The 19646-nt window shown below is 36.9% G+C and carries 16 protein-coding genes and 1 pseudogene; 11 read left to right on the top strand and 6 right to left on the bottom strand.

Annotation, left to right across the window (positions count from 1 at the left end; all coding sequences use genetic code 11):
- The 8 genes and pseudogenes from nirA to cbiE form a co-directional block, all read left to right on the top strand.
- A pseudogene (gene nirA, locus AN486_RS22210) lies at positions 1-707 on the top strand (ferredoxin--nitrite reductase); the annotation flags it as partial.
- An 87-nt stretch (positions 708-794) separates the two neighbouring features.
- Positions 795-2117 carry a CmpA/NrtA family ABC transporter substrate-binding protein gene (locus AN486_RS22205; protein WP_053539151.1) on the top strand — a complete coding sequence of 441 codons (1323 nt, stop codon included), beginning with the start codon at positions 795-797 and terminating at the stop codon, positions 2115-2117.
- A 137-nt stretch (positions 2118-2254) separates the two neighbouring features.
- Positions 2255-3097, top strand: a complete 843-nt coding sequence (gene ntrB, locus AN486_RS22200) for a nitrate ABC transporter permease (RefSeq protein ID WP_053539150.1) — start codon at positions 2255-2257, stop codon at positions 3095-3097.
- 52 nt (positions 3098-3149) lie between these two features.
- Positions 3150-5123, top strand: a complete 1974-nt coding sequence (locus tag AN486_RS22195) for a nitrate ABC transporter ATP-binding protein (protein ID WP_290602615.1) — start codon at positions 3150-3152, stop codon at positions 5121-5123.
- A gap of 182 nt (positions 5124-5305) precedes the next feature.
- Positions 5306-6145: a nitrate ABC transporter ATP-binding protein gene (locus AN486_RS22190; RefSeq protein WP_290602613.1), complete on the top strand. Its 840-nt coding sequence runs from the start codon at positions 5306-5308 to the stop codon at positions 6143-6145.
- 245 nt (positions 6146-6390) lie between these two features.
- Positions 6391-8571, top strand: a complete 2181-nt coding sequence (locus AN486_RS22185) for a molybdopterin oxidoreductase family protein (protein WP_290602611.1) — start codon at positions 6391-6393, stop codon at positions 8569-8571.
- A gap of 278 nt (positions 8572-8849) precedes the next feature.
- Positions 8850-9299: a phosphate-starvation-inducible PsiE family protein gene (locus AN486_RS22180; RefSeq protein WP_053539146.1), complete on the top strand. Its 450-nt coding sequence runs from the start codon at positions 8850-8852 to the stop codon at positions 9297-9299.
- Positions 9300-9742: 443 nt separating this feature from the next.
- Positions 9743-10951 carry a precorrin-6y C5,15-methyltransferase (decarboxylating) subunit CbiE gene (gene cbiE / locus AN486_RS22175; protein WP_290602609.1) on the top strand — a complete coding sequence of 403 codons (1209 nt, stop codon included), beginning with the start codon at positions 9743-9745 and terminating at the stop codon, positions 10949-10951.
- A 41-nt stretch (positions 10952-10992) separates the two neighbouring features.
- Here the strand turns inward: cbiE and AN486_RS22170 are convergent, their stop codons facing one another.
- Together AN486_RS22170 and AN486_RS22165 are read right to left on the bottom strand one after the other, a co-directional pair.
- Positions 10993-12627, bottom strand: a complete 1635-nt coding sequence (locus tag AN486_RS22170) for an AAA family ATPase (RefSeq protein WP_290602607.1) — start codon at positions 12625-12627, stop codon at positions 10993-10995.
- A 30-nt stretch (positions 12628-12657) separates the two neighbouring features.
- Positions 12658-13167 (bottom strand): hypothetical protein, encoded by a 510-nt coding sequence (locus AN486_RS22165; protein WP_290602605.1) that lies wholly within the window; start codon positions 13165-13167, stop codon positions 12658-12660.
- A 30-nt stretch (positions 13168-13197) separates the two neighbouring features.
- Here AN486_RS22165 and AN486_RS22160 point away from each other — a divergent pair, with 30 nt between their 5' ends.
- Both AN486_RS22160 and AN486_RS22155 read left to right on the top strand, forming a co-directional pair.
- Positions 13198-14148, top strand: coding sequence for a hypothetical protein (locus AN486_RS22160; RefSeq protein ID WP_290602603.1), 951 nt, complete (start codon positions 13198-13200; stop codon positions 14146-14148).
- 296 nt (positions 14149-14444) lie between these two features.
- The gene (locus tag AN486_RS22155) at positions 14445-15044 is read left to right on the top strand and encodes a hypothetical protein (RefSeq protein WP_290602601.1); all 600 of its coding nucleotides are present in this window, start codon (positions 14445-14447) and stop codon (positions 15042-15044) included.
- 208 nt (positions 15045-15252) lie between these two features.
- On the opposite strand, the gene AN486_RS22150 is transcribed toward AN486_RS22155, so the two are convergent.
- The 3 genes from AN486_RS22150 to AN486_RS22140 form a co-directional block, all read right to left on the bottom strand.
- Positions 15253-16284: an ATP-binding protein gene (locus AN486_RS22150; protein ID WP_290602599.1), complete on the bottom strand. Its 1032-nt coding sequence runs from the start codon at positions 16282-16284 to the stop codon at positions 15253-15255.
- Positions 16285-16371: 87 nt separating this feature from the next.
- Entirely contained in the window at positions 16372-16959 is a 588-nt protein-coding gene (locus tag AN486_RS22145; RefSeq protein ID WP_290602597.1) for a hypothetical protein, read from the bottom strand.
- Positions 16960-17005: 46 nt separating this feature from the next.
- Positions 17006-17323 carry a hypothetical protein gene (locus AN486_RS22140; protein ID WP_290602595.1) on the bottom strand — a complete coding sequence of 106 codons (318 nt, stop codon included), beginning with the start codon at positions 17321-17323 and terminating at the stop codon, positions 17006-17008.
- A 226-nt stretch (positions 17324-17549) separates the two neighbouring features.
- On the opposite strand from AN486_RS22140, the gene AN486_RS22135 reads away from it, so the two are divergent.
- On the top strand, positions 17550-18065 hold the full coding sequence (locus tag AN486_RS22135; protein WP_290602593.1) for a hypothetical protein: 516 nt from the start codon (positions 17550-17552) through the stop codon (positions 18063-18065).
- A gap of 313 nt (positions 18066-18378) precedes the next feature.
- Here the strand turns inward: AN486_RS22135 and mtnA are convergent, their stop codons facing one another.
- Complete coding sequence (mtnA, locus tag AN486_RS22130; protein WP_290602592.1) at positions 18379-19416, bottom strand: S-methyl-5-thioribose-1-phosphate isomerase; 1038 nt, start codon at positions 19414-19416, stop codon at positions 18379-18381.
- Positions 19417-19646 lie beyond the last annotated feature (230 nt).

Below are 19646 nucleotides of genomic sequence, written 5' to 3'. Positions count from 1 at the left end.
GGGGGATAGAAAAATTCCGCGCCGAAGTAGAAAAACGTTTTGGTCAATCATTATTACCCGCAGTAGATAAAGATCAAATTGACTGGGAAAAACGGGATCATGTGGGCATATATAAACAAAAACAATCTGGATTTAACTACGCAGGTTTAAATATTCCCGTGGGAAGATTGTCTGCTGATGATATGGTTGAAATTGCCCGATTGTCCGAAGTTTATGGAAGTGGAGAAATCCGGTTTACCGTTGAACAAAATATCATTATCCCGAATATTCCTGATTCCAGTTTAACAGCATTTTTCACAGAATCAGTATTAGAGAAATTTTCAGTTAATCCTGGCTTATTAATGCGATCGCTAGTATCATGTACAGGCGCACAATTTTGCAACTTTGCCTTGATAGAAACCAAAAATCGTGCCTTAGCAATGATAAAATCATTGGAATCTGAACTAACTTTATCACGTCCTGTGCGAATTCATTGGACAGGATGCCCTAACTCCTGTGGACAGCCCCAAGTAGCAGATATTGGCTTAATGGGAACTAAAGTGCGTAAAAATGGACAAATGTTAGAAGGTGTGGATATTTATATGGGTGGAACAGTCGGGAAAGATGCACATTTAGGAACTTGTGTTAAAAAAAGTATTCCCTGCGAAGACTTACAACCCATATTAAGAGATTTACTTATTCATAAATTTGGTGCAAAACTTAAGTAACAGGCTTTGATTCCTCCTTAAATTAATTTAATCGCCAAAATCCAGAGATAACTGCAAACCCAAATTAAAATTAATCAAGAGTTTCCCATGAGCAATATTTCTCGCAGAAAATTTATTATTACCTCAAGTGTAGCAACCGTAACTTCTATCTTGGCGCACGGCTGTTCATCTAGTAACTCTGATTCAGTAAAAACAGATAGTGCTTCTTCCAATAGCAAACTAGCTAATAATTCCAAAGTTAGTAATGCCCCAAAAGTTGAAACAACCACAGCCAAATTAGGATTTATTGCTTTAACAGATTCCGCACCTTTAATTATTGCTAAAGAAAAAGGTTTCTTTACTAAATATGGTATGACTGATGTAGAAGTCAGCAAACAAAAATCCTGGCCAGTCACCCGCGATAACTTAAAAATTGGCTCATCTGGTGGTGGTATTGATGGCGCACATATTCTTACCCCTATGCCCTATCTGTTGACCATGAATGATAAAGTGCCAATGTATCTTTTGGCGCGGTTAAATATCAATGGTCAAGCGATTTCAGTTGCTGAAAAATTCAAAGATTTGAAAGTTGGTTTACAAAGTAAATTACTAAAAGAGTCTGTAAATAAAGCCAAAGCCGATAAAAAATCTATAAAAGTTGCTATGACTTTTCCCGGTGGTACTCATGATTTATGGATGCGCTATTGGTTAGCAGCAGGGGGTATTAATCCTGATCAAGATGTAATTTTGCAAGCAGTACCACCACCACAAATGGTAGCAAATATGAAAGTTGGAACTGTTGATGCTTTTTGTGTAGGAGAACCTTGGAATGCTCAATTGGTAAGTCAAAAATTAGGTTATACAGCTTTATCTACAGGTGAACTATGGAATAACCATCCAGAAAAAGCCTTTGCTATGCGTCAAGATTGGGTTGATAAAAATCCCAATGCTACACAAGCATTATTAATGGCAATTATGGAAGCACAACAATGGTGTGATCAGGCAGAAAACAAAGAAGAAATGTGTAAAATCTGCGCTGATAGGAAATACTTTAATGTCGCCGTAGCTGATATTTTAGAACGGGCTAAAGGTAATATTGATTATGGTGATGGACGCAAAGAGCAAAACTTTGCATATCGCATGAAATATTGGGAAGATAATGCTTCTTATCCCTATAAAAGTCATGATACTTGGTTCTTAACTGAAGAAATTCGTTGGGGTTATTTACCTAAAGATACAAAAGTGAAGGAAATTGTTGATCAGGTCAATAGAGAAGATATATGGAAACAAGCTGCTAAGGCTTTGGGTGTGGCTGCTGCGGAAATTCCAGCAAGTTCTTCTCGCGGTGTGGAAACATTTTTTGATGGGGTTAAATTTGACCCTGAAAAACCAGAGGAATATTTAAAGAGTTTGCAAATTAAGAAGGTGTAATTGTCGGTTGGGTTCAGCGAAAGTGTAACCCAACGAAATTTACTAGATTAATTAGATTTTTGAGGCTCACGCAGAGGCGCAAAGCCGCAGAGAAGAGAAGGAAAAGAGATTTTTAATATTTTACTTAGGAGAAATAAATGGCTGCTATTGTTGGAAGTCGTAGAGTTAGTAGTAAACAGCAGAAGGTAATTAATAAGTTTTTGATTAACAAGGTTATACCGCCGCTGTTTGGATTATTTGTTTTTCTGGTGTTATGGGAATTACTTTGTTTAATTCCTAGTTTTCAATTACCTGGACCGATAGAAACAATTCGGGAAACTTGGGACCCTTTTGTTATCCATCCTTTTTTCGATAATGGTGACAGTGATAAGGGTTTAGGCTGGCAAATATTGACAAGTTTAGGACGGGTTGCTTTAGGTTTTTCTCTAGCAGCAGTTGTCGGGGTTGTTTTAGGAATATTAATTGGTTCTAATACTTTTCTTTATAATGCTGTAGATCCGATTTTTCAGGTATTAAGAACTATCCCTCCCTTAGCTTGGTTACCAATTTCTTTAGCGGCTTTCCAACAAGCTAATCCTTCGGCAATTTTCGTGATTTTTATTACTTCGATTTGGCCGATTGTGATTAATACAACTGTGGGCGTGCAGAATATTCCTCAAGATTATGTAAATGTCGCTCGTGTTTTGCGTTTGCAGAAGAGCAGTTATTTCTTGAAGATTGTGTTTCCGGCAACTGTTCCTTATATTTTTACCGGGTTAAGAATTGGCATAGGTTTATCTTGGTTGGCAATTGTCGCGGCGGAAATGTTAGTTGGTGGTGTGGGTATTGGTTCGTTTATTTGGGATGCCTATAACACAACTACCGAAACTAATATGAGCGAGATTATTATCGCCTTGGTATATGTCGGTTTAGTGGGATTAGTTTTAGATAGAATGGTGGCTTTTGTTGCTAATAAAGTTGTCACAACAGAACAAAAATAATTCTTAGTTCGTCGTAATTTCTGAGATTGCCAATTATCCATTACCATTCATCATGAATACTTTTTTAGAGATTGACCATGTAGACCGAATATTTGACCTCCCCAATGGTGGTAAATATATTGCTTTAAAAAATATTGAATTAAAAATTTCTGAAGGTGAATTTGTTTCTTTAATTGGACATTCTGGTTGTGGTAAATCCACCTTACTAAATATTATTGCTGGCTTAGATCAAGCTAGTATTGGTGGTGTAACTTTGGCAGGTCGGGAAGTGAGAGAACCAGGTCCTGATAGAATGGTGGTTTTTCAAAATTACTCCTTACTTCCTTGGCTAACTGTAAGGGAAAACATCGCCTTGGCTGTAGATGAAGTCCATCAAAATCTACCTAAAGGAGAACGTCGGGGAATAATAGAAGAACATATTGATATGGTGGGTTTACGACGGGCAACTAATAAGCGTCCTAGTGAATTATCCGGGGGAATGAAACAGCGAGTTGCGATCGCTCGTGCCTTAGCTACCCGTCCCAAGTTATTATTGTTAGATGAACCTTTTGGTGCTTTGGATGCATTGACAAGGGGCAATTTACAAGAGCAATTAATGACAATATGTAATCAACACAGAATTACCTGTGTGATGGTGACCCATGATGTTGATGAGGCATTATTATTAAGCGATCGCATTGTGATGTTGACCAATGGACCAGAGGCACACATTGGCCAAATTATCGAAGTACCTATTCCCCGTCCCCGTCACCGTTTAGAAGTAGTTAACAATCCTTTTTACTATAACTTACGGAACGAAATAATTTACTTTCTCAATCAACAAAAAAAAGCAAAAAAACGCCAGAAACAACCTACTGCACCTGCTATTATTTCTAACAACAACTTAGAAAAAGTTCATTTGGAAATTGGCTATATTCCCCTGACTCAAGCTGCACCCTTAATAATTGCAAAAGAAAAAGGTTTCTTTGCCAAATATGGTTTAGAAGTCAACCTAAACAGCGAAACTAGCTGGAAAGACATAGGGAAAGGTGTAGTAACTGGTAGACTTGATGCCGCCCAAATGGTTGCAGGTATGCCCCTAGCCCTGACATTAGGTGCAGGAGGTAAAAATCCGGTGTCAATGGTAACAGCCATGACCCTTTCTCGCAACGGTAGCGCCATTACTTTCAGCCAAGAATTATTCAACAGTGGAGTAAAAAACTTAACAGACTTTCAAGCTATTATTAAGGCTGACTTAGACAAAACCCATACTTTGGGAATTGTCCATCCCGCATCCATGCAAAACCTATTATTGCGCTATTGGTTAGCAGCAAGTGGAATTAAACCTGATGTAGATGTTAGTTTGATGGTAATTCCACCACAAGAGATGGTAACTGCCCTCCAAGAAGCAAAAATTGATGGTTACTGTGTCGGTGAACCTTGGAACTCTCACGCAGTTGATCAGAATTTGGGTTTTATTATTGCTATCACCTCAGAACTTTGGCATGGACATCCAGACAAAGTATTAGGAGTAAGAGAAAATTGGGCGCTGGAAAATCCCCAAACACATCTAGCATTAGTCAAAGCCCTATTAGCAGCTTGTGAATATTGCGACGATATTCGCAACCGGGAAGAAGTTCTCAAATTAATTTCTCAACCTGACTATCTTGGTAGTAATTCCCTTCATCTTCCTCCAGGTTTAATAGACAATTACAAGCATGGTAATCACAACCAACCCCAAACTTCCCATCAGTTTTATTTCAACAAAGCCAACTATCCGGATCGTCATGAAATGCTATGGATTTTAACTCAATTAGCCCGTTGGGGTGTAGTAGCTTTCCCCAAAAACTGGGTAGAAGTCATTGACAGAGTTTGCCGTCCAGATATATTTGGTGCAGCCGCACGAGAAAGAGGCATTTTAGATATTGGCAGGGAAGAAATAATTCAATTATTTGATGGCAAAGTCTTTAATCCTTCTGAACCAATAGAATATCTAAAAAGTTTGGAAATTAAACGCCAGCTTCGAGTAGAAGAAGTATTTATCTAGTCATACCAATTCTGTATAAAGATGCGCCAAATTTAAAAAGGAACGAACCGCAGAGGCGCAGAGGACACAGAGAAGAAAAAGATAAGGTTACAAAATTAAGCGTAGCCTCATAAAGAAATGGTATCAGTTGTCAATTCTCAATTGTTATTACCAATTATCCATTCCCTATTACCAAAAATATCATGACAACAGTAAACTATAATAACAAAACTCAACAATTACAAACCCAGAAAAAGGAAGACTTCTTAGTAATTGATGGTGTCAACAAAATTTACCCCACTGATAAAGGATCATACACCGTCCTAGATGACATTAATCTCAAAGTTAGTGAAGGTGAATTTATTTGTTTAATTGGCCATTCCGGCTGTGGAAAATCAACACTGCTCAACATGGTTTCTGGATTTAATAAACCTACCAACGGGGTCGTGTGGTTACAAGGTCAACCCATAACCGAACCCGGTCCAGACCGAATGATGGTATTTCAAAACTATTGTTTACTACCTTGGTTAAATGTTTTTGATAATGTTTATTTAGGTGTTGATTCCGTATTTCCTCACAAAAGCAAAGCCGAAAAACGGGCAATAGTCAGAGAACATTTAGCAATGGTAGGGCTAACCGAAGCAGCCCAAAAGAAACCCAGTCAAATATCTGGAGGAATGAAACAAAGAGTAGCTATAGCCCGTGCTTTAGCCATTCGTCCCCAACTCCTCATTTTAGATGAACCATTTGGTGCTTTAGATGCCATCACCAAAGAAGAATTACAGGAAGAATTACTGCAAATTTGGTCAGAACATCAAGTCACAGTTTTGATGATTACCCATGACATTGATGAGGCACTTTTCCTCGCTGACAAATTAGTGATGATGACAAACGGACCAGCAGCAAATATTGGCGAAGTATTAGAAATACCCTTTTCTCGTCCTCGCAACCGTCGCCGGATTATGGAAAATCCAGAATATTACAACCTACGAAACTATGCCTTAGACTTCCTCTATCGTCGCTGCGCTCATGTTGATGAGTAATTGGCATAATACGTAATTGGGAAAAGTCCCCAAAGAACCATTTGTATCTGATAAAGAAAATGAAGCCGAAATAATTAATCCTCAACCGATTTTAATAGCAGAAAAATAAATATCTCACGCAAAGGCAAGAATACAAAAAACCAGAAATTAAAAATATTTCTCCTCTTATGAAATTATCTCTGAGTCCTCTGCGGTTCGTTTCTCATAAAAAATTTTGCACAATAGTGTGAAATCCCATAAATATCATGAATGAATTTACCAAAACACTTTGTCCTTATTGCGGTGTTGGTTGCGGTTTAGAAGTTTCTGCACCAGCCCAATATGGAAAAGCCACAAATCGAGATAGTGAAGGAATTCCTATTTGGCGAGTTAGGGGTGATAAATCTCATCCTTCTAGTCAAGGAATGGTATGTGTTAAAGGTGCAACTATTGCTGAATCTTTGGATAAAAGTAGATTGCATCATCCAATGGTACGCGATTCGTTAGATGCAGAATTTCGGCGTGTGAGTTGGAATGAAGCCTTTGATATTATTACCCAACGGATTCAAACATTGCACTTGAATCAAGCTACAGATTCTATCTGTATGTATGGTTCTGGACAATTTCAAACTGAAGATTATTATATTGCTCAAAAGTTACTCAAAGGTTGTTTAGGAACTAATAATTTCGATGCTAATTCCCGGTTGTGTATGTCTAGTGCGGTATCTGGGTACATTCAAAGTTTTGGTGCTGATGGGTCTCCTTGCTGTTACGATGATTTAGAATTAACTGATTGTGCTTTTTTAATTGGTACAAATACGGCGGAATGTCATCCCATTATTTTTAATCGGTTAGCAAAATATCATAAAAAAAATCGCCATGTTAAAATGGTTGTGGTTGACCCTCGGCGTACCCCAACGGCCGAAGCAGCCGATTTACATTTAGCTATTCGTCCAGGCACAGATATTGATTTGTTAAATGGTATTGCCTATTTATTAATGAAATGGAATTATGTTGATCTAGCTTTTATTGATGATTGTACTAGCAATTTTCCGGCTTATGCTGAGGTAATTCGGCATTATTCGCCGGAGGTAGTGGCGAGTCGTTGTGGTATTAGTATTGAAGATTTAGAAACGGCTGCTAAATATTGGGGAAAATCTAAATCTGTACTTTCTTTATGGTCAATGGGTGTTAATCAATCTTCTGAAGGTACGGCTAAAGTTAGAACTATTATTAATTTACATTTAATGACGGGACAAATCGGTAAACCTGGTGCAGGTCCTTTTTCTTTAACTGGTCAACCTAATGCTATGGGTGGCAGAGAAGCGGGAGGTTTATCCCATTTACTACCGGGTTATCGGTTGGTAAAAAATGCCCAACATCGGGCGGAAGTTGAGAATTTTTGGGGTTTAGAAAAAGGACAGATTTCCCCTGTTCCTGGTTTAACTGCTTGGGAAATGATCACCGGTTTGGAAACTGGAAATGTAGGTTTATTATGGATTGCTGCGACTAATCCGGCTGTGAGTATGCCAGATTTGGAAAGAACGAAAAAGGCGTTATTAAAATCTCCTTTTACTATTTATCAAGATGCTTATTACCCAACAGAAACATCGGCTTATGCTCATGTTTTATTACCTGGGGCGCAGTGGGGTGAAAAAACTGGGATTATGACTAATTCGGAAAGAAGGATAACTCTATGTTCGGCTTTTCGGGAACCACCCAGGGAAGCAAAACCTGATTGGGAAATCTTCGCGGAAGTAGGAAAAAGATTAGGTTTTACTGATAAGTTTACTTTTAATAATTCTGCGGAAGTTTATGCTGAATTTGTTCAATTAACTCGTCAGCGTCCTTGTGATATGTCGGGTTTAAGTCATGGGTTTTTAGCCGCACAAGGTCCAACTCATTGGCCTTATCCACAAGGTAGTAATTCAGAAATTAAGCGCCTATATACTAATTTACGCTTTCACACAAATGATGGACGCGCCCAGTTTGGTGCATATTATTCAAAAGGACTTGCTGAACCACCTGATGATAATTATCCTTTTATATTAACTACTGGTAGATTGTATGGTCATTGGCATACACAAACGCGCACCGGCAGAATTGAGAAAATTCGCAAACTTCACCCGCAACCATTTATCGAGATTCATCCCCGTGATGCCGCTGCTTTAGGTATTGTTGATAATCAGTGGTTAGAAGTGCGATCGCGTCGTGGTAAAACTAAGTTTCCCGCTAAAGTCACAAAAGCTATTTCTCCCGGTACTGTCTTTGTGCCTATGCACTGGGGTAAGCTATGGGCAGATGATGCAGAAGCTAATACGCTTACCCATTCAGAAGCCTGCCCTGATTCCCTCCAACCAGAATTAAAAGCCTGTGCTGTGCAATTAGTACCAATCCCTGTAGAATCTACTGTTAAAAATTATCAATTTCAGTCTTCCCAATGGTAAGCTTTTAACTATATTCCCGAATTGGGGATTTACTACTTCATCTATTGTTAATTATCAATGGTTATGATTGTATTTTTAGATACCTAAATTGTACAAGAATGATCATGATTAATCTTAAAATCTAAGTAATGGTTTATTACTTTTAAAAGCACTTTCTGGAACTGACAAGTTTGTGAAAGTAGAAAATATATTTATGCTTTTTGATCCTTGAGATTTATCTACAGGATTTTTGTTTTATATTCGTAATTTCCAATTTAATTTTAATCAAGGAGTATCAAATGAGAAAATTCATTAAAAATTTTCTAGAACTTACCAGTGATAAAAGCTTTATTCACCTGATCGAAATTGTCGAGGTAATAGTTGCCAAATTACTATCTCTCTTTATGATAATAGTAATTTTTGCCACCCTTGGTGATTTAGCAATATTTATTTTTCAGGAAATACTTTCTCCAAAAGAAGGTAGTTTTAGCAAGACATTGTTTCAAACTTTCGGTTTATTTCTTAATGTTTTAATTGCTTTAGAAATACTAGAAAATATTACTGGCTACCTCAAAAAGCACGTTTTACAAGTTGAATTAGTTATTGTCACTTCTTTAATTGCTATTGCTAGAAAAATTATTATTCTTGATTTAAAAGTAACTGAAGGTATAGAAATTATTGGTTTGGGGATTGCGATTCTTGCCCTATCCATTAGTTATTGGATAATTCGGAGTAGTAACCAAAAATAAAATAACTTTGCAATAATAGGTAATTTATTCAATACCTTGTCCATTTTCTGTAGATCAAATTCTCAAGCTCCCAGATATGAAAGTGTTAGATTTTCAAGAACTAGAAATATACCTGACACCTTAGAGGTTGTTTGAAAAGTGGTATCCCGTAATTTTCATCACATTGTTACCCCCTTTCCCTTTGTAAAGGGGGGTAACAATAAAAATCTAGTTCCCTCCCCTTACAAAGGGGAGGGTTAGGGAGGGGTAAAATATTTGATACAGCAATCATGACTTTTTAAACACCCTCTTACTTAGCCATCAAAAGTCCTCCCGCCCTCTTGTTTGCGTCTTAGCGTCTCTGCGAGAAAAAACTCTTATCCAACTCAAAGCACCAACTTCACATCCCCTCACGGTAAGGTAATAAAAGCGATATTCCAGCAAAAGAAACAACTTCACGAATTATGAAAAAATGGTTATCAATTATCGGTATCGGTGAGGATGGTGTAGCAGGGTTAAGTCCCATAGCTCTTTCTTGCTTAGACAAAGCTAAAATTATCTTTGGTGGAGAACGTCATCTTTCCATGTTACCCGCTGACGACAACAGCGAAAAAATTCCCTGGAAATCACCTTTTCCAACTTCCATAACTGAAATTATCAGTCGTCGTGGTGAAGCAGTTTGTATTTTAGCTAGTGGCGACCCTCTATGTTATGGTGTGGGTGCAACTATTCTTAAAGATATTCCTATTTCTGAAATTACAATTATTCCTGCACCTTCGGCTTTTAGTCTGGCTTGTTCTCGACTAGGATGGTCATTAACGGAGGTGGAAACTTTAAGTTTATGTGGTCGTCCGGTTTCTTTACTGCAATCTTACATTTATCCCGGTGCAAAATTATTAATTTTGAGTGAGGGAAAACATACTCCAGCTATTGTGGCGGAAATTTTGATAAGTCGCGGTTATGGTAATAGTCAAATTACCGTTTTAGAAAAAATTGGAAATATTAATGAGGACATTATAACAGATATCGCTGCTAATTGGCAAGAAGAAAATATCGCTTCTTTAAATACTATTGCGGTGGAATGTGTTGCTGATAGGGGAATAGTTGGTTTATCGAGATTTCCCGGCTTACCTGATGATGCTTTTCATCATGATGGACAATTGACGAAAAGGGAAGTCCGGGCGGTGACATTATCAAGTTTAGCACCTTTACCGGGCGAGTTGCTGTGGGATGTGGGGGCTGGTTGTGGTTCTATTTCTATAGAATGGCTGCGAAGTGATAGAAGATGTCGAGCGATCGCTATTGAACAAAATTCCACTAGACTAAATTATATAGCTGATAATGCTGCTGCTTTAGGAACACCAAATTTACAAATTATGGCAGGTAAAGCTTTAGAAGTTATCCCCAATTTACCCACACCAAACGCTATTTTTATCGGTGGTGGTGTCACAGCACCAGAAATATTAGAAAATTGCTGGAATGTGTTACTTCCTGGGGGCAGAATGGTAGTTAATGTTGTTACTTTAGAAGGTGAACAAAGATTATATCAATGGCATGAAAAAGTGGGCGGAAACTTTACCCGCATTACTATTCAACGCGCAGAACCTATTGGTAAATTTCTGGGTTGGAAATCAATGTCCCCTGTTACCCAATGGATAGGAATCAAAAATTGATAATTAAAGATTTGGAGATTTAGACAAAATTACAAACAAAACTAGACGGGAATAATCAGATTTTCTAAAAAACCTATTTCTAATTCTGATGCAGGTTTACCACCACCACCTTCTATTAATTTTAAATATTTTCGCAATAGTTGCTGCATATTGGGAGTCCGATATTGGGGACTAATTTGTAATAAAGCATTTTCCCAATGAGTCTTTGTTGGTAAGTGTCCATATTCAGCTAAATAAATAGCTTCTCTGACCAATTTATCTAATTCTGCACCGGAATAACCGGCGGTTTTTTCAACAAGATATTCTAATATAGAAGGTGGAGTTGGTGGTAATTTATAAGCGGTAGTGCGTTTTTGCAAAATTTGATATCTTTCCTCAGTATTGGGAGGCATAACTATAAAAATTTCATCAAAACGGCCTGCGCGAAACAATTCCGGTGGTAATTTTTCTCTATCATTAGAAGTGGCGATGAAAAAAATTGGATATTCGTGATCATTTAACCAGGATAAAAATGTCCCAAACTGTCTGGTACTAATTCCTGAACTATCACCTCCCACACCGGCAAAAGCCTTTTCGATTTCATCCATAAATAGGATATTTGGGGCTGAGGCTTCGATGGCTCTAAGCGCTTGGAAAGTGTTGCTTTCCGATTCTCCTACCCAGCGCGATTGTAACCGAGCAATTTCAAAATTAATCTGGGGTACGTGCCATTCTTGTGCGATCGCTCTGGCTATAAAAGTTTTACCACAACCAGGGAAACCTTCGAGTAAAATAGCACGAGGACGTAATTCTGGCTGTCCGTCTTGAGCAAACCAACACTCACGGCTATAGATCCATTCTTTAACTTTAGTTAATCCTCCCACATCTCTTAAACCTTGACCAGAGGGAGCATAATATTCTAAAACTCCAGTCTTTCTAAGTTCCTGTTTTTTGGCTTCTAATAATAACTGTCCAGCCGCTTCTGGATCTGTCCACAAATTCCGAGATGTTGATAATTTAGCAGCCTGAATTGCCGCTTGTAAAGGCATTCCTTGAGCTTGTTCCGCTAATCTTCCAGCATCTGCTTCTGTTAAACCATATTTTTCTACAGCCACACTAAAAACATCTTCATAAAGTTCAGCTTCTACAGGTAAAGGTAAATCTATAATATGTACCATATTCCGCAAAATAGTCGGAATAGTCCAATCTGAACCAATGATAATTAAAGACATTCTTACTGAAGGTCTTTTTTGGTCTATTACTAATAGTAATTCTTTTAACTTTCGCGCCATCAAATGATCATCTGGACGTAATAAAACAGACCAATCTGGTAATAAATAGGTGTGTTGTCTTTGCAGATTTTTACTAACTTGATCTTGTAACCGACGTTGAAGAATATCTAAAGATTGTAAAATTGGATTACCATTTATATCAATGGGATTACCTAATCTTTGCCATTGTGCTTGATTTGGAGAACCCGCAGTTTCTAATCTTTGTTGAAAACCTTCTGTACTATTCCATTGTGCTAATTCTCCATCTTGAATATCTTCACTATTCAAAATTGCTGAATGAGCATCAATTGTGCAACGAATAGCGCGATTTTCTTCTGATGATCTCAAAAAAATTAACGAATAACGAGATTTTAATAAATCCTGTAATTCTTGCTGACATTTATGATAAGGTAGTTCTGGTTTCATATTTTTCAATTTCCTTATTTTTACAAATTATTAAAAATCAGCTTTGTTAGTATCAGTGCGAATATCTGGAACTGGTTCTGGTGTTTTTTCTGTATTACTATTAGGAGAATTTTCAACTTTATTGGTAGAGATATTTACAGTTTTGATTTCGGAAGTTGGAGTTACTGCTGGACGGAGAGGTTTTTTAGCAGGAGCAACAATAGGATTATTTACACTATTAACAGAAACAGGATTACTAATGGGAATTACAGGTTGAATAGGAATAGAAGCATCAAGAGGTAAATCTAAAGTTACAATAGTGCGATGACGACCGACTTTAATATCCGCAATCCAATTAGAAATTATCGCAGTTAAATTTTCAGAAGTTAACATTCTAGCTGATTGTTGTTCAATAGTTTGACTAATCAGAGAACGATTATTCTCCTGACGAAAATAATCTTCAGGATAACTTTCATACAATGTACTCAAAGTAATAGAATAGCTAATTTCCTTATTTCCTGCTTGTGGTATTCTGACAATTAGAGTATATTGAGACATCATGAAAACACTATTATTAATTATGAATTTTGTATGACGAGAGAAGCCCATGACCAATTTGCGAAAGAATATCTAGAGGAACTATTAAAACCTTTAGGTCAAGTAGAGATTGGTAAAGACGTGAAAAGCGAAGTTAGAGAAATAGATATTTGGTTTGTTCCCAATCAATCAGAACCTGTAACTTCCGATTTAGGATTATTAGCAAAAATGGCAGTTACAAGCTGTCTATTTGAACCTTTTCGTAATCCTCCCAATGAAATGACAATTAGAAGTTGTATGTCAAAATTATACAGTCTTCATGAAGAATTGTTTCGACAAGCAAAAAGAGAAGATCGTCGGCTCATGGAAAACGAGTTCCCTGTTTTATGGATTTTAACACCAACTTGCTCAAAAAATAAATTAGATGGATTTAGAGCTACACTCAAAGATGATTGGGAAACAGGAGTTTATTTTCTAGGAGAATCGCAGAAAACCGCTATTGTAGCAATTAACCAATTACCCAAAAATCAGGATACACTATGGTTAAGGGTGTTAGGTAATGGGGAAACTCAAAAACAAGCAGTACAAGAACTAATCACAGTTTCCACAGAAAACCAGCGTAATTATCTACTGGAAATTTTAGCATCTTGGCGTAAAAATATAGAGATTAACACTAATATCAACGATGAAGATAGGGAGTTGATTATGACTTTATCACCAGCATATCTCAAACAACGCGAGGAATGGCGTGAGGAAGGACTGCAAATTGGACTACAAACTGGACTACAAACTGGACTACAAACTGGACTGCAAACGGGAAGACAAGAAGAACTGCGGTTAATAGTAGGAAGTTTACTAACAGCACGGTTTGGCAATTTAGATGAGCAATTATTAGCTGTTGTTACTTCTATTATGGAACTTTCTCTCACAGAGAGAACTGATTTATTCCTCAACTTATCTCAGTTGTCTCGTGAGGAATTATTAGCTAAATTCCCCATTAATTAACCCATTTTCGTCGGTTGTTTACATCCTTCAGATCCCCGACTTCTTAGAGAAGTCGGGGATCTTTTTTGATTCTGCTAAATCCATCGGTCAGCTTCAGTTTTAACAAGTTTTAGCTTTGAACCTGAATTTATTTCAAGATTCAAAGAGATTTTGCTCATGCTGTAGGTATGAGTCAAAGCTGGGTCAGGGATATTGAGACTAAGGGTAAAGATGCACCTATTCCTGAAAAGGATACTGCTATAATTAAAGAGATTTTAAATTTTAGATAAACTGTTGAAAATAATAAGGTAAGAGCAATGGCTTATAGCGATTTTAGCTTAACTAAGTTTAAGAAAATTTTTAACATTACAATTGATGAAGAAGCTGATTTATTTGCGACTGTAGAACCTATAGAAATCAGTGAAAAATTAACCAACACTTTAGAAGAAACTACGGAACTCGCGTTAGCAATAAATACGGAGAAAGCACGCTCAGAAATGATTATTACGCCAATTTTATTAGAGGTAAGGCGTAAAGCTAATTATCAAATTAGTTTATTTTCTGGTACGGATTTTAATGTTGATGTTGAGAAGGGTTTAAATGGTTATTGTGATTTTGTTATCAGTCGTTCTAAGGAACAGTTAACAATTAATGCTCCTGTACTAATTATTGTAGAAGCTAAAAATGAAAATATTAAAGGTGGTTTGGGTCAATGTGCAGCAGCAATGTTAGCAGCACAGTTGTTTAATGAACAAGAAGGTAATGAAATTAAAACTATTTATGGGGCTGTGACAACAGGAGATATTTGGAAGTTCTTGAAGTTGGAAGGGACTGATATATTTATTGATTTAAATAATTATTATATTAAGGAGTTAAACAAGATTTTAGGTATTTTGTGTCAAGGGGTTGAGGGTTAAAAATTAAGATAGCTTGGATTTCCAGGGATGAATCCCTATTTAAAAAATTCATCACCCTAATCATTACCGAAGAGTGAACGCAATACTACTCGGTTAAGCCTTTTTTGGGCATTACAAATAACGATATTTCAAGAGTTTCAGCCTTATTTATTTCGTTAACCGAGCAGTATTGAGAGTGAACGCTACTTTAAATTATAAATGGTATTACTTATAATTCAGTAGAAGAATCAGGCGGTAATTCCACATTTTCTGTTACAGGGACAAGTTGACTTTTACCTTTATCTTTTTCCTTCTGAGCAGCTTCATTAGCAGAAGTCACTTGTTTTATAGCGTCTACAAAATGTGATTGAGTCACACATTTTTCATTGTCTGGTTTATCCTCACAAGCAGCAGCAACTACAGCTTGTAAAACTGCTTTTTTTATATCTCGTCCAGAAATATTATCGAATTGAGAAGCAAGTTCTTGAAAATTAACAGATTCATGAAGAGGTAATTGTTCAGAAATTTGTGCTTCCCAAATTTTTCTTCTTCCCTCTTCATCTGGTAAAGTAAACTCTATTTGCCATCTAATTCTACTAATGAAAGCACCATCATAATTGCCTAGTTTATTAGTCGCAAAAATGATAATTCCTTGAAAATTTGATAGCTCAGTTATAAGTACCGCACGGCATAAATTCATTTCTGAATCTGAAGATTGATTGACATCAACCCTGGTACTCAACATAGTATCTGCTTCATCAAAAAATAAAATGGCATTATGAACTTTAGCAAATTGGAAACTAGCAGTAATATATTTACCCGTATCCCCCATGAATTTTGACTGAATTTCCGCGTAGGGAATGACTAAAATAGGACGATTCAATTCATGTGCTATTGCTTCAGCAGCCATAGTTTTACCTAAACCTGGTAATCCAAAAAAGTTCAGACAAACAGCAATATCATGTTTATGTCTTTGAGACATTCCCCAAGTTTCATAAATTAGTTTTTGGTGCTTTAATTCAGCAAATACTAATTGAACTTGAAAATTAGTCTCTGCGGATAAAACCACATCTTTTAAAGAATATTTAGGTTGTTGCAGATATGGTTTTAAATCAATAATTGGATCAGGGGTAACATCTGTATTAAAATCTTTCTCTAGTGTAGATATTTGACTTTCATTACCTTTACCATTAGAAATTTCTCCAAAACCACGAAATCTATCGAGTTTATCCAGTCTGTTGAGTTGATCCAGTCTAGGCACAATTTTACTCCTTAATAAATCAGAAAATGCAGTTTGATAGAAAGGAAGAGTAGGATTTGCTCCTACTCCTAAAAATCTAATAAACCTTTAGTCAATCTGGATAATTAACGCATTAAAAAATATTTCATTTTTCATCTCGGCGTGCTTATCAAGCTTAGTTTCTAAGGAATCAAAAAATTTTGGAAATGGAAAATTTGGAAATGGATTGAAATTCAGAGAAGGATTTGGTTCAGGTGGCGCAATAAATGAGTTAAAAAGAGGACGTAGAAGGGTTTCTACATCTTTCTTCCATTGAATATATTCATTATCCTCATATCCATTATCTAAAACATAGATATATTTGAGTTTTGAAAATGGAATATTGCCTTCTATCTTGAAATCACTGCGATCAATTTCTGGTATTTCATACCCTTGATTGTCAATTCCTGTATCATACAACCAAACTTTTAAGTCATAAAATTTGCAATCTTTAAGCCGATTACTACTACGAAAGATTTGTTTTGCAATTACATCATCAAAAAAGCGTTCTGTTGTTACATCAATGCTGCACTCACCATCACGATTCTTTCTTCCAGGAATTCCTATGATTTCTACAGATTGAAGATTACTTCGAGAATCAGAGTTACGTAAACCAAGAGTTAGAAAAACATCTTTAACTTGTTTGTTTTTAGGCATTTTAACCTCTAAATGATGAAGATTTCAATTAAATTTTATGAAAAATTCATGATCGCATTGGCATTTTATGAATTGTTGACCCCTGTCTATCAGTTAGTGGAGTACCAGAAGGAGCTTGTTCCAATTTAATTCGTTCAGAAGATTGATTAGAATTTGGGTTCCAAGCTTCCATGATTACATCACTATAGAGTATGTAAAAAATGACATACAGAAAGAATGCTGAACCAAAAGCTTGCCATAAAATGGAGGCAATAAAAACATCCCATAGAAGCTCTAAAAGATTTATTAACCACTTAACAAACCATTCCCAGACACTTCCTAGCCAGTTAGTAAAACTATTCCACAAACTTGATAACCATTGCATTAGTGTTTACTCCTTTTGATATATAGTCAGATACAACAACACAGCAAATTTGGATAAATACACAATATTCTTTTTTTTTAAACCTGTCAAACATAGTTATTAGGTCGGTAGCCAATTAATCATTAGACTAATAGCTATTAGATGACAATGCTAATGATTAATACTTGCCAATAAGGATTAACATGATACTATCTATATTTATAAACAAAGTTTATCCTATCCTATTATGTACTTCTTTGATCTAGCCAGCAATAAGTGGAATACACGACTCTTAATTGACGACTTATCACATGGCAAACAACAATGTCGTCAGACCAGAGAGGGTCTGACAGACAGAGAAATATGTATAGTATGCGCGATTCTTCATTTTGCTGACGAACCAGGAAGATATAGTCTCACAAAGATCGCAGAAAAAATAAGTTCAGCAGAAGACAAGCCAATTACAGCAAATGGAATTGGCAATATGCTATCATCAACAATCTATGACTATTTTGAATATTTAATAAATGAAAGACCACACGATTGGAAACATTTTGTAAAGCTTTTAGAAGTCCATAAATATAGGATGAGTAATAATAAACCAGAAAAACAAAATCCAATCATTGAAGAAGAAGGAGTAGCAATTATTGTTTCTGAAAAAAAAATAACAGAACTTCACAAAACAAATATTCAAGAATATGCCAGAAAAGTTACAGGAGATAAAAAATTAAGGATTTTAAGAACAGAAAACCGGGAGTCTTAAGAAAAAGATTCAAATGATGTTTAGATATTCATCAACTTCCCCTCAAACAATTACGGCACTGGGGGATCGCTAAATCCCCCAGTTGTGATAAACATCTGTACATCTGTATTACTATATAAGGTATATTTTAACTTATATCGTGGTATTTTAAGTGGTTTAATCCTATTTTTTACCGCTGAATTTACTTATGTAGTCAGGCAACACGGAAAAAGGGAAATAAGGCATAAAGAAATATATGTACCGATTTTTATTAAAATAAAAGGTTAAATTTATTTATGGGTCTAGCATTGCTAAACCCTTCTCACTTGAAAAATTAAAGCATCTTCTGAGCCTTTAATAAATCACCGGGAGGAAAAGCCCCATTTTCCGTAATAATGGCGGTAATTAAATCCGCAGGGGTGACATCAAAAGCCGGGTTATAAAATTCCACACCTGGAGGGGTGAGGATAGTTTCACCTATTTGATAGATTTCCCCTGGGTGACGTTCTTCAATGGGAATTTGACTACCATCAGTTAATTGAAAATCTACTGTAGATAAAGGTGCAGCCACAAAGAAAGGAATATTATGAGCTTTAGCAACAATAGCTAAACTATAAGTTCCGATTTTATTGGCAGCGTCACCATTAGCAGCTATTCTATCAGCGCCCACAACTACAGCATCAATTAAACCTTGTTTCATGCAGTGGGCAGCCATATTGTCGGTAATTACTGTCACCGGAATCCCTTCTTGGACACATTCCCAAGTGGTGAGTTTTGCACCTTGTAACCGGGGACGAGTTTCGTCTGCATATACTCTGGCTAAACGTCCTTCTTTCCACGCAGAACGGACTACACCTAATGCTGTACCATAACCAGCGGTAGCTAAAGCCCCAGCGTTGCAGTGAGTGAGTATAATTAGTTTTTCTGGGGTTTGCGGTAATGCCGCCAAACCATGATCACCGATCGCTTGACAAGTTTGCAAGTCTTCGGCATTGATCTTTTGGGCAGTTTCTAAAAGGGCTTGTTTAATTTCGGCGACTGTTCCCATGGTTTCATAAGCCGTTTGCATCATTCTGCCAATTGCCCAAAACAAATTTACCGCAGTGGGACGGGTAGAACGCAACAAATTAGCTACTGTTTCCAGTTTAGCTAAAAACTCTTGGCGATGGCTGGTTTCAATTTCCCTTGCCCCCAAATACATTCCATAAGCCGCAGCCACCCCAATCGCCGGCGCACCCCTCACAATCATGGTTGTAATGGCTTGTGCCATATCTTCACTGCGGTGAATCTCCACCACTGTATATTCATTAGGTAAGCGAGTTTGATCAATCAGTGAGACTGAATTATTGTGCCAAATAACGGGATAAACCATATTGTCAGTTGTTGGTTGTCAGTGGTCAGTTGTCAGTGGTCAGTTGTCCGTGGCAATTAATGACAGGGGCTTTTTAGATGTAATTCTCAATCATTATCAAATTTATTCCCTCTTGCCTCTTGCCTCTTGCCTCTTGCCTCTTGCCTCTTGCCTCTTGCCTCTTGCCTCTTGCCTCTTGCCTCTTGCCTTTTGCCTCTTGCCTCTTGCCTCTTGCCTCTTGCCTCTTGCCC

Origin of the sequence: Anabaena sp. AL93, from assembly GCF_001672085.1 — a bacterium.
Taxonomy (GTDB): Bacteria; Cyanobacteriota; Cyanobacteriia; order Cyanobacteriales; family Nostocaceae; genus Dolichospermum; species Dolichospermum heterosporum.
The sequence above is the reverse complement of the archived record's forward strand: the minus strand, read 5'-3'. Positions and strand labels throughout refer to the sequence as shown.

What these genes read in the sequence shown, in the direction of transcription:
- AN486_RS22205 (WP_053539151.1), top strand. Translation starts at nt 795, where the DNA reads ATGAGCAATATTTCTCGCAGAAAATTTATTATTACCTCAAGTGTAGCA.
- ntrB (WP_053539150.1), top strand. Translation starts at nt 2,255, where the DNA reads ATGGCTGCTATTGTTGGAAGTCGTAGAGTTAGTAGTAAACAGCAGAAG.
- AN486_RS22195 (WP_290602615.1), top strand. Translation starts at nt 3,150, where the DNA reads ATGAATACTTTTTTAGAGATTGACCATGTAGACCGAATATTTGACCTC.
- AN486_RS22190 (WP_290602613.1), top strand. Translation starts at nt 5,306, where the DNA reads ATGACAACAGTAAACTATAATAACAAAACTCAACAATTACAAACCCAG.
- AN486_RS22185 (WP_290602611.1), top strand. Translation starts at nt 6,391, where the DNA reads ATGAATGAATTTACCAAAACACTTTGTCCTTATTGCGGTGTTGGTTGC.
- AN486_RS22180 (WP_053539146.1), top strand. Translation starts at nt 8,850, where the DNA reads ATGAGAAAATTCATTAAAAATTTTCTAGAACTTACCAGTGATAAAAGC.
- cbiE (WP_290602609.1), top strand. Translation starts at nt 9,743, where the DNA reads ATGAAAAAATGGTTATCAATTATCGGTATCGGTGAGGATGGTGTAGCA.
- AN486_RS22170 (WP_290602607.1), bottom strand. Translation starts at nt 12,627, where the DNA reads ATGAAACCAGAACTACCTTATCATAAATGTCAGCAAGAATTACAGGAT.
- AN486_RS22165 (WP_290602605.1), bottom strand. Translation starts at nt 13,167, where the DNA reads ATGATGTCTCAATATACTCTAATTGTCAGAATACCACAAGCAGGAAAT.
- AN486_RS22160 (WP_290602603.1), top strand. Translation starts at nt 13,198, where the DNA reads ATGACGAGAGAAGCCCATGACCAATTTGCGAAAGAATATCTAGAGGAA.
- AN486_RS22155 (WP_290602601.1), top strand. Translation starts at nt 14,445, where the DNA reads ATGGCTTATAGCGATTTTAGCTTAACTAAGTTTAAGAAAATTTTTAAC.
- AN486_RS22145 (WP_290602597.1), bottom strand. Translation starts at nt 16,959, where the DNA reads ATGCCTAAAAACAAACAAGTTAAAGATGTTTTTCTAACTCTTGGTTTA.
- AN486_RS22140 (WP_290602595.1), bottom strand. Translation starts at nt 17,323, where the DNA reads ATGCAATGGTTATCAAGTTTGTGGAATAGTTTTACTAACTGGCTAGGA.
- AN486_RS22135 (WP_290602593.1), top strand. Translation starts at nt 17,550, where the DNA reads ATGTACTTCTTTGATCTAGCCAGCAATAAGTGGAATACACGACTCTTA.
- mtnA (WP_290602592.1), bottom strand. Translation starts at nt 19,416, where the DNA reads ATGGTTTATCCCGTTATTTGGCACAATAATTCAGTCTCACTGATTGAT.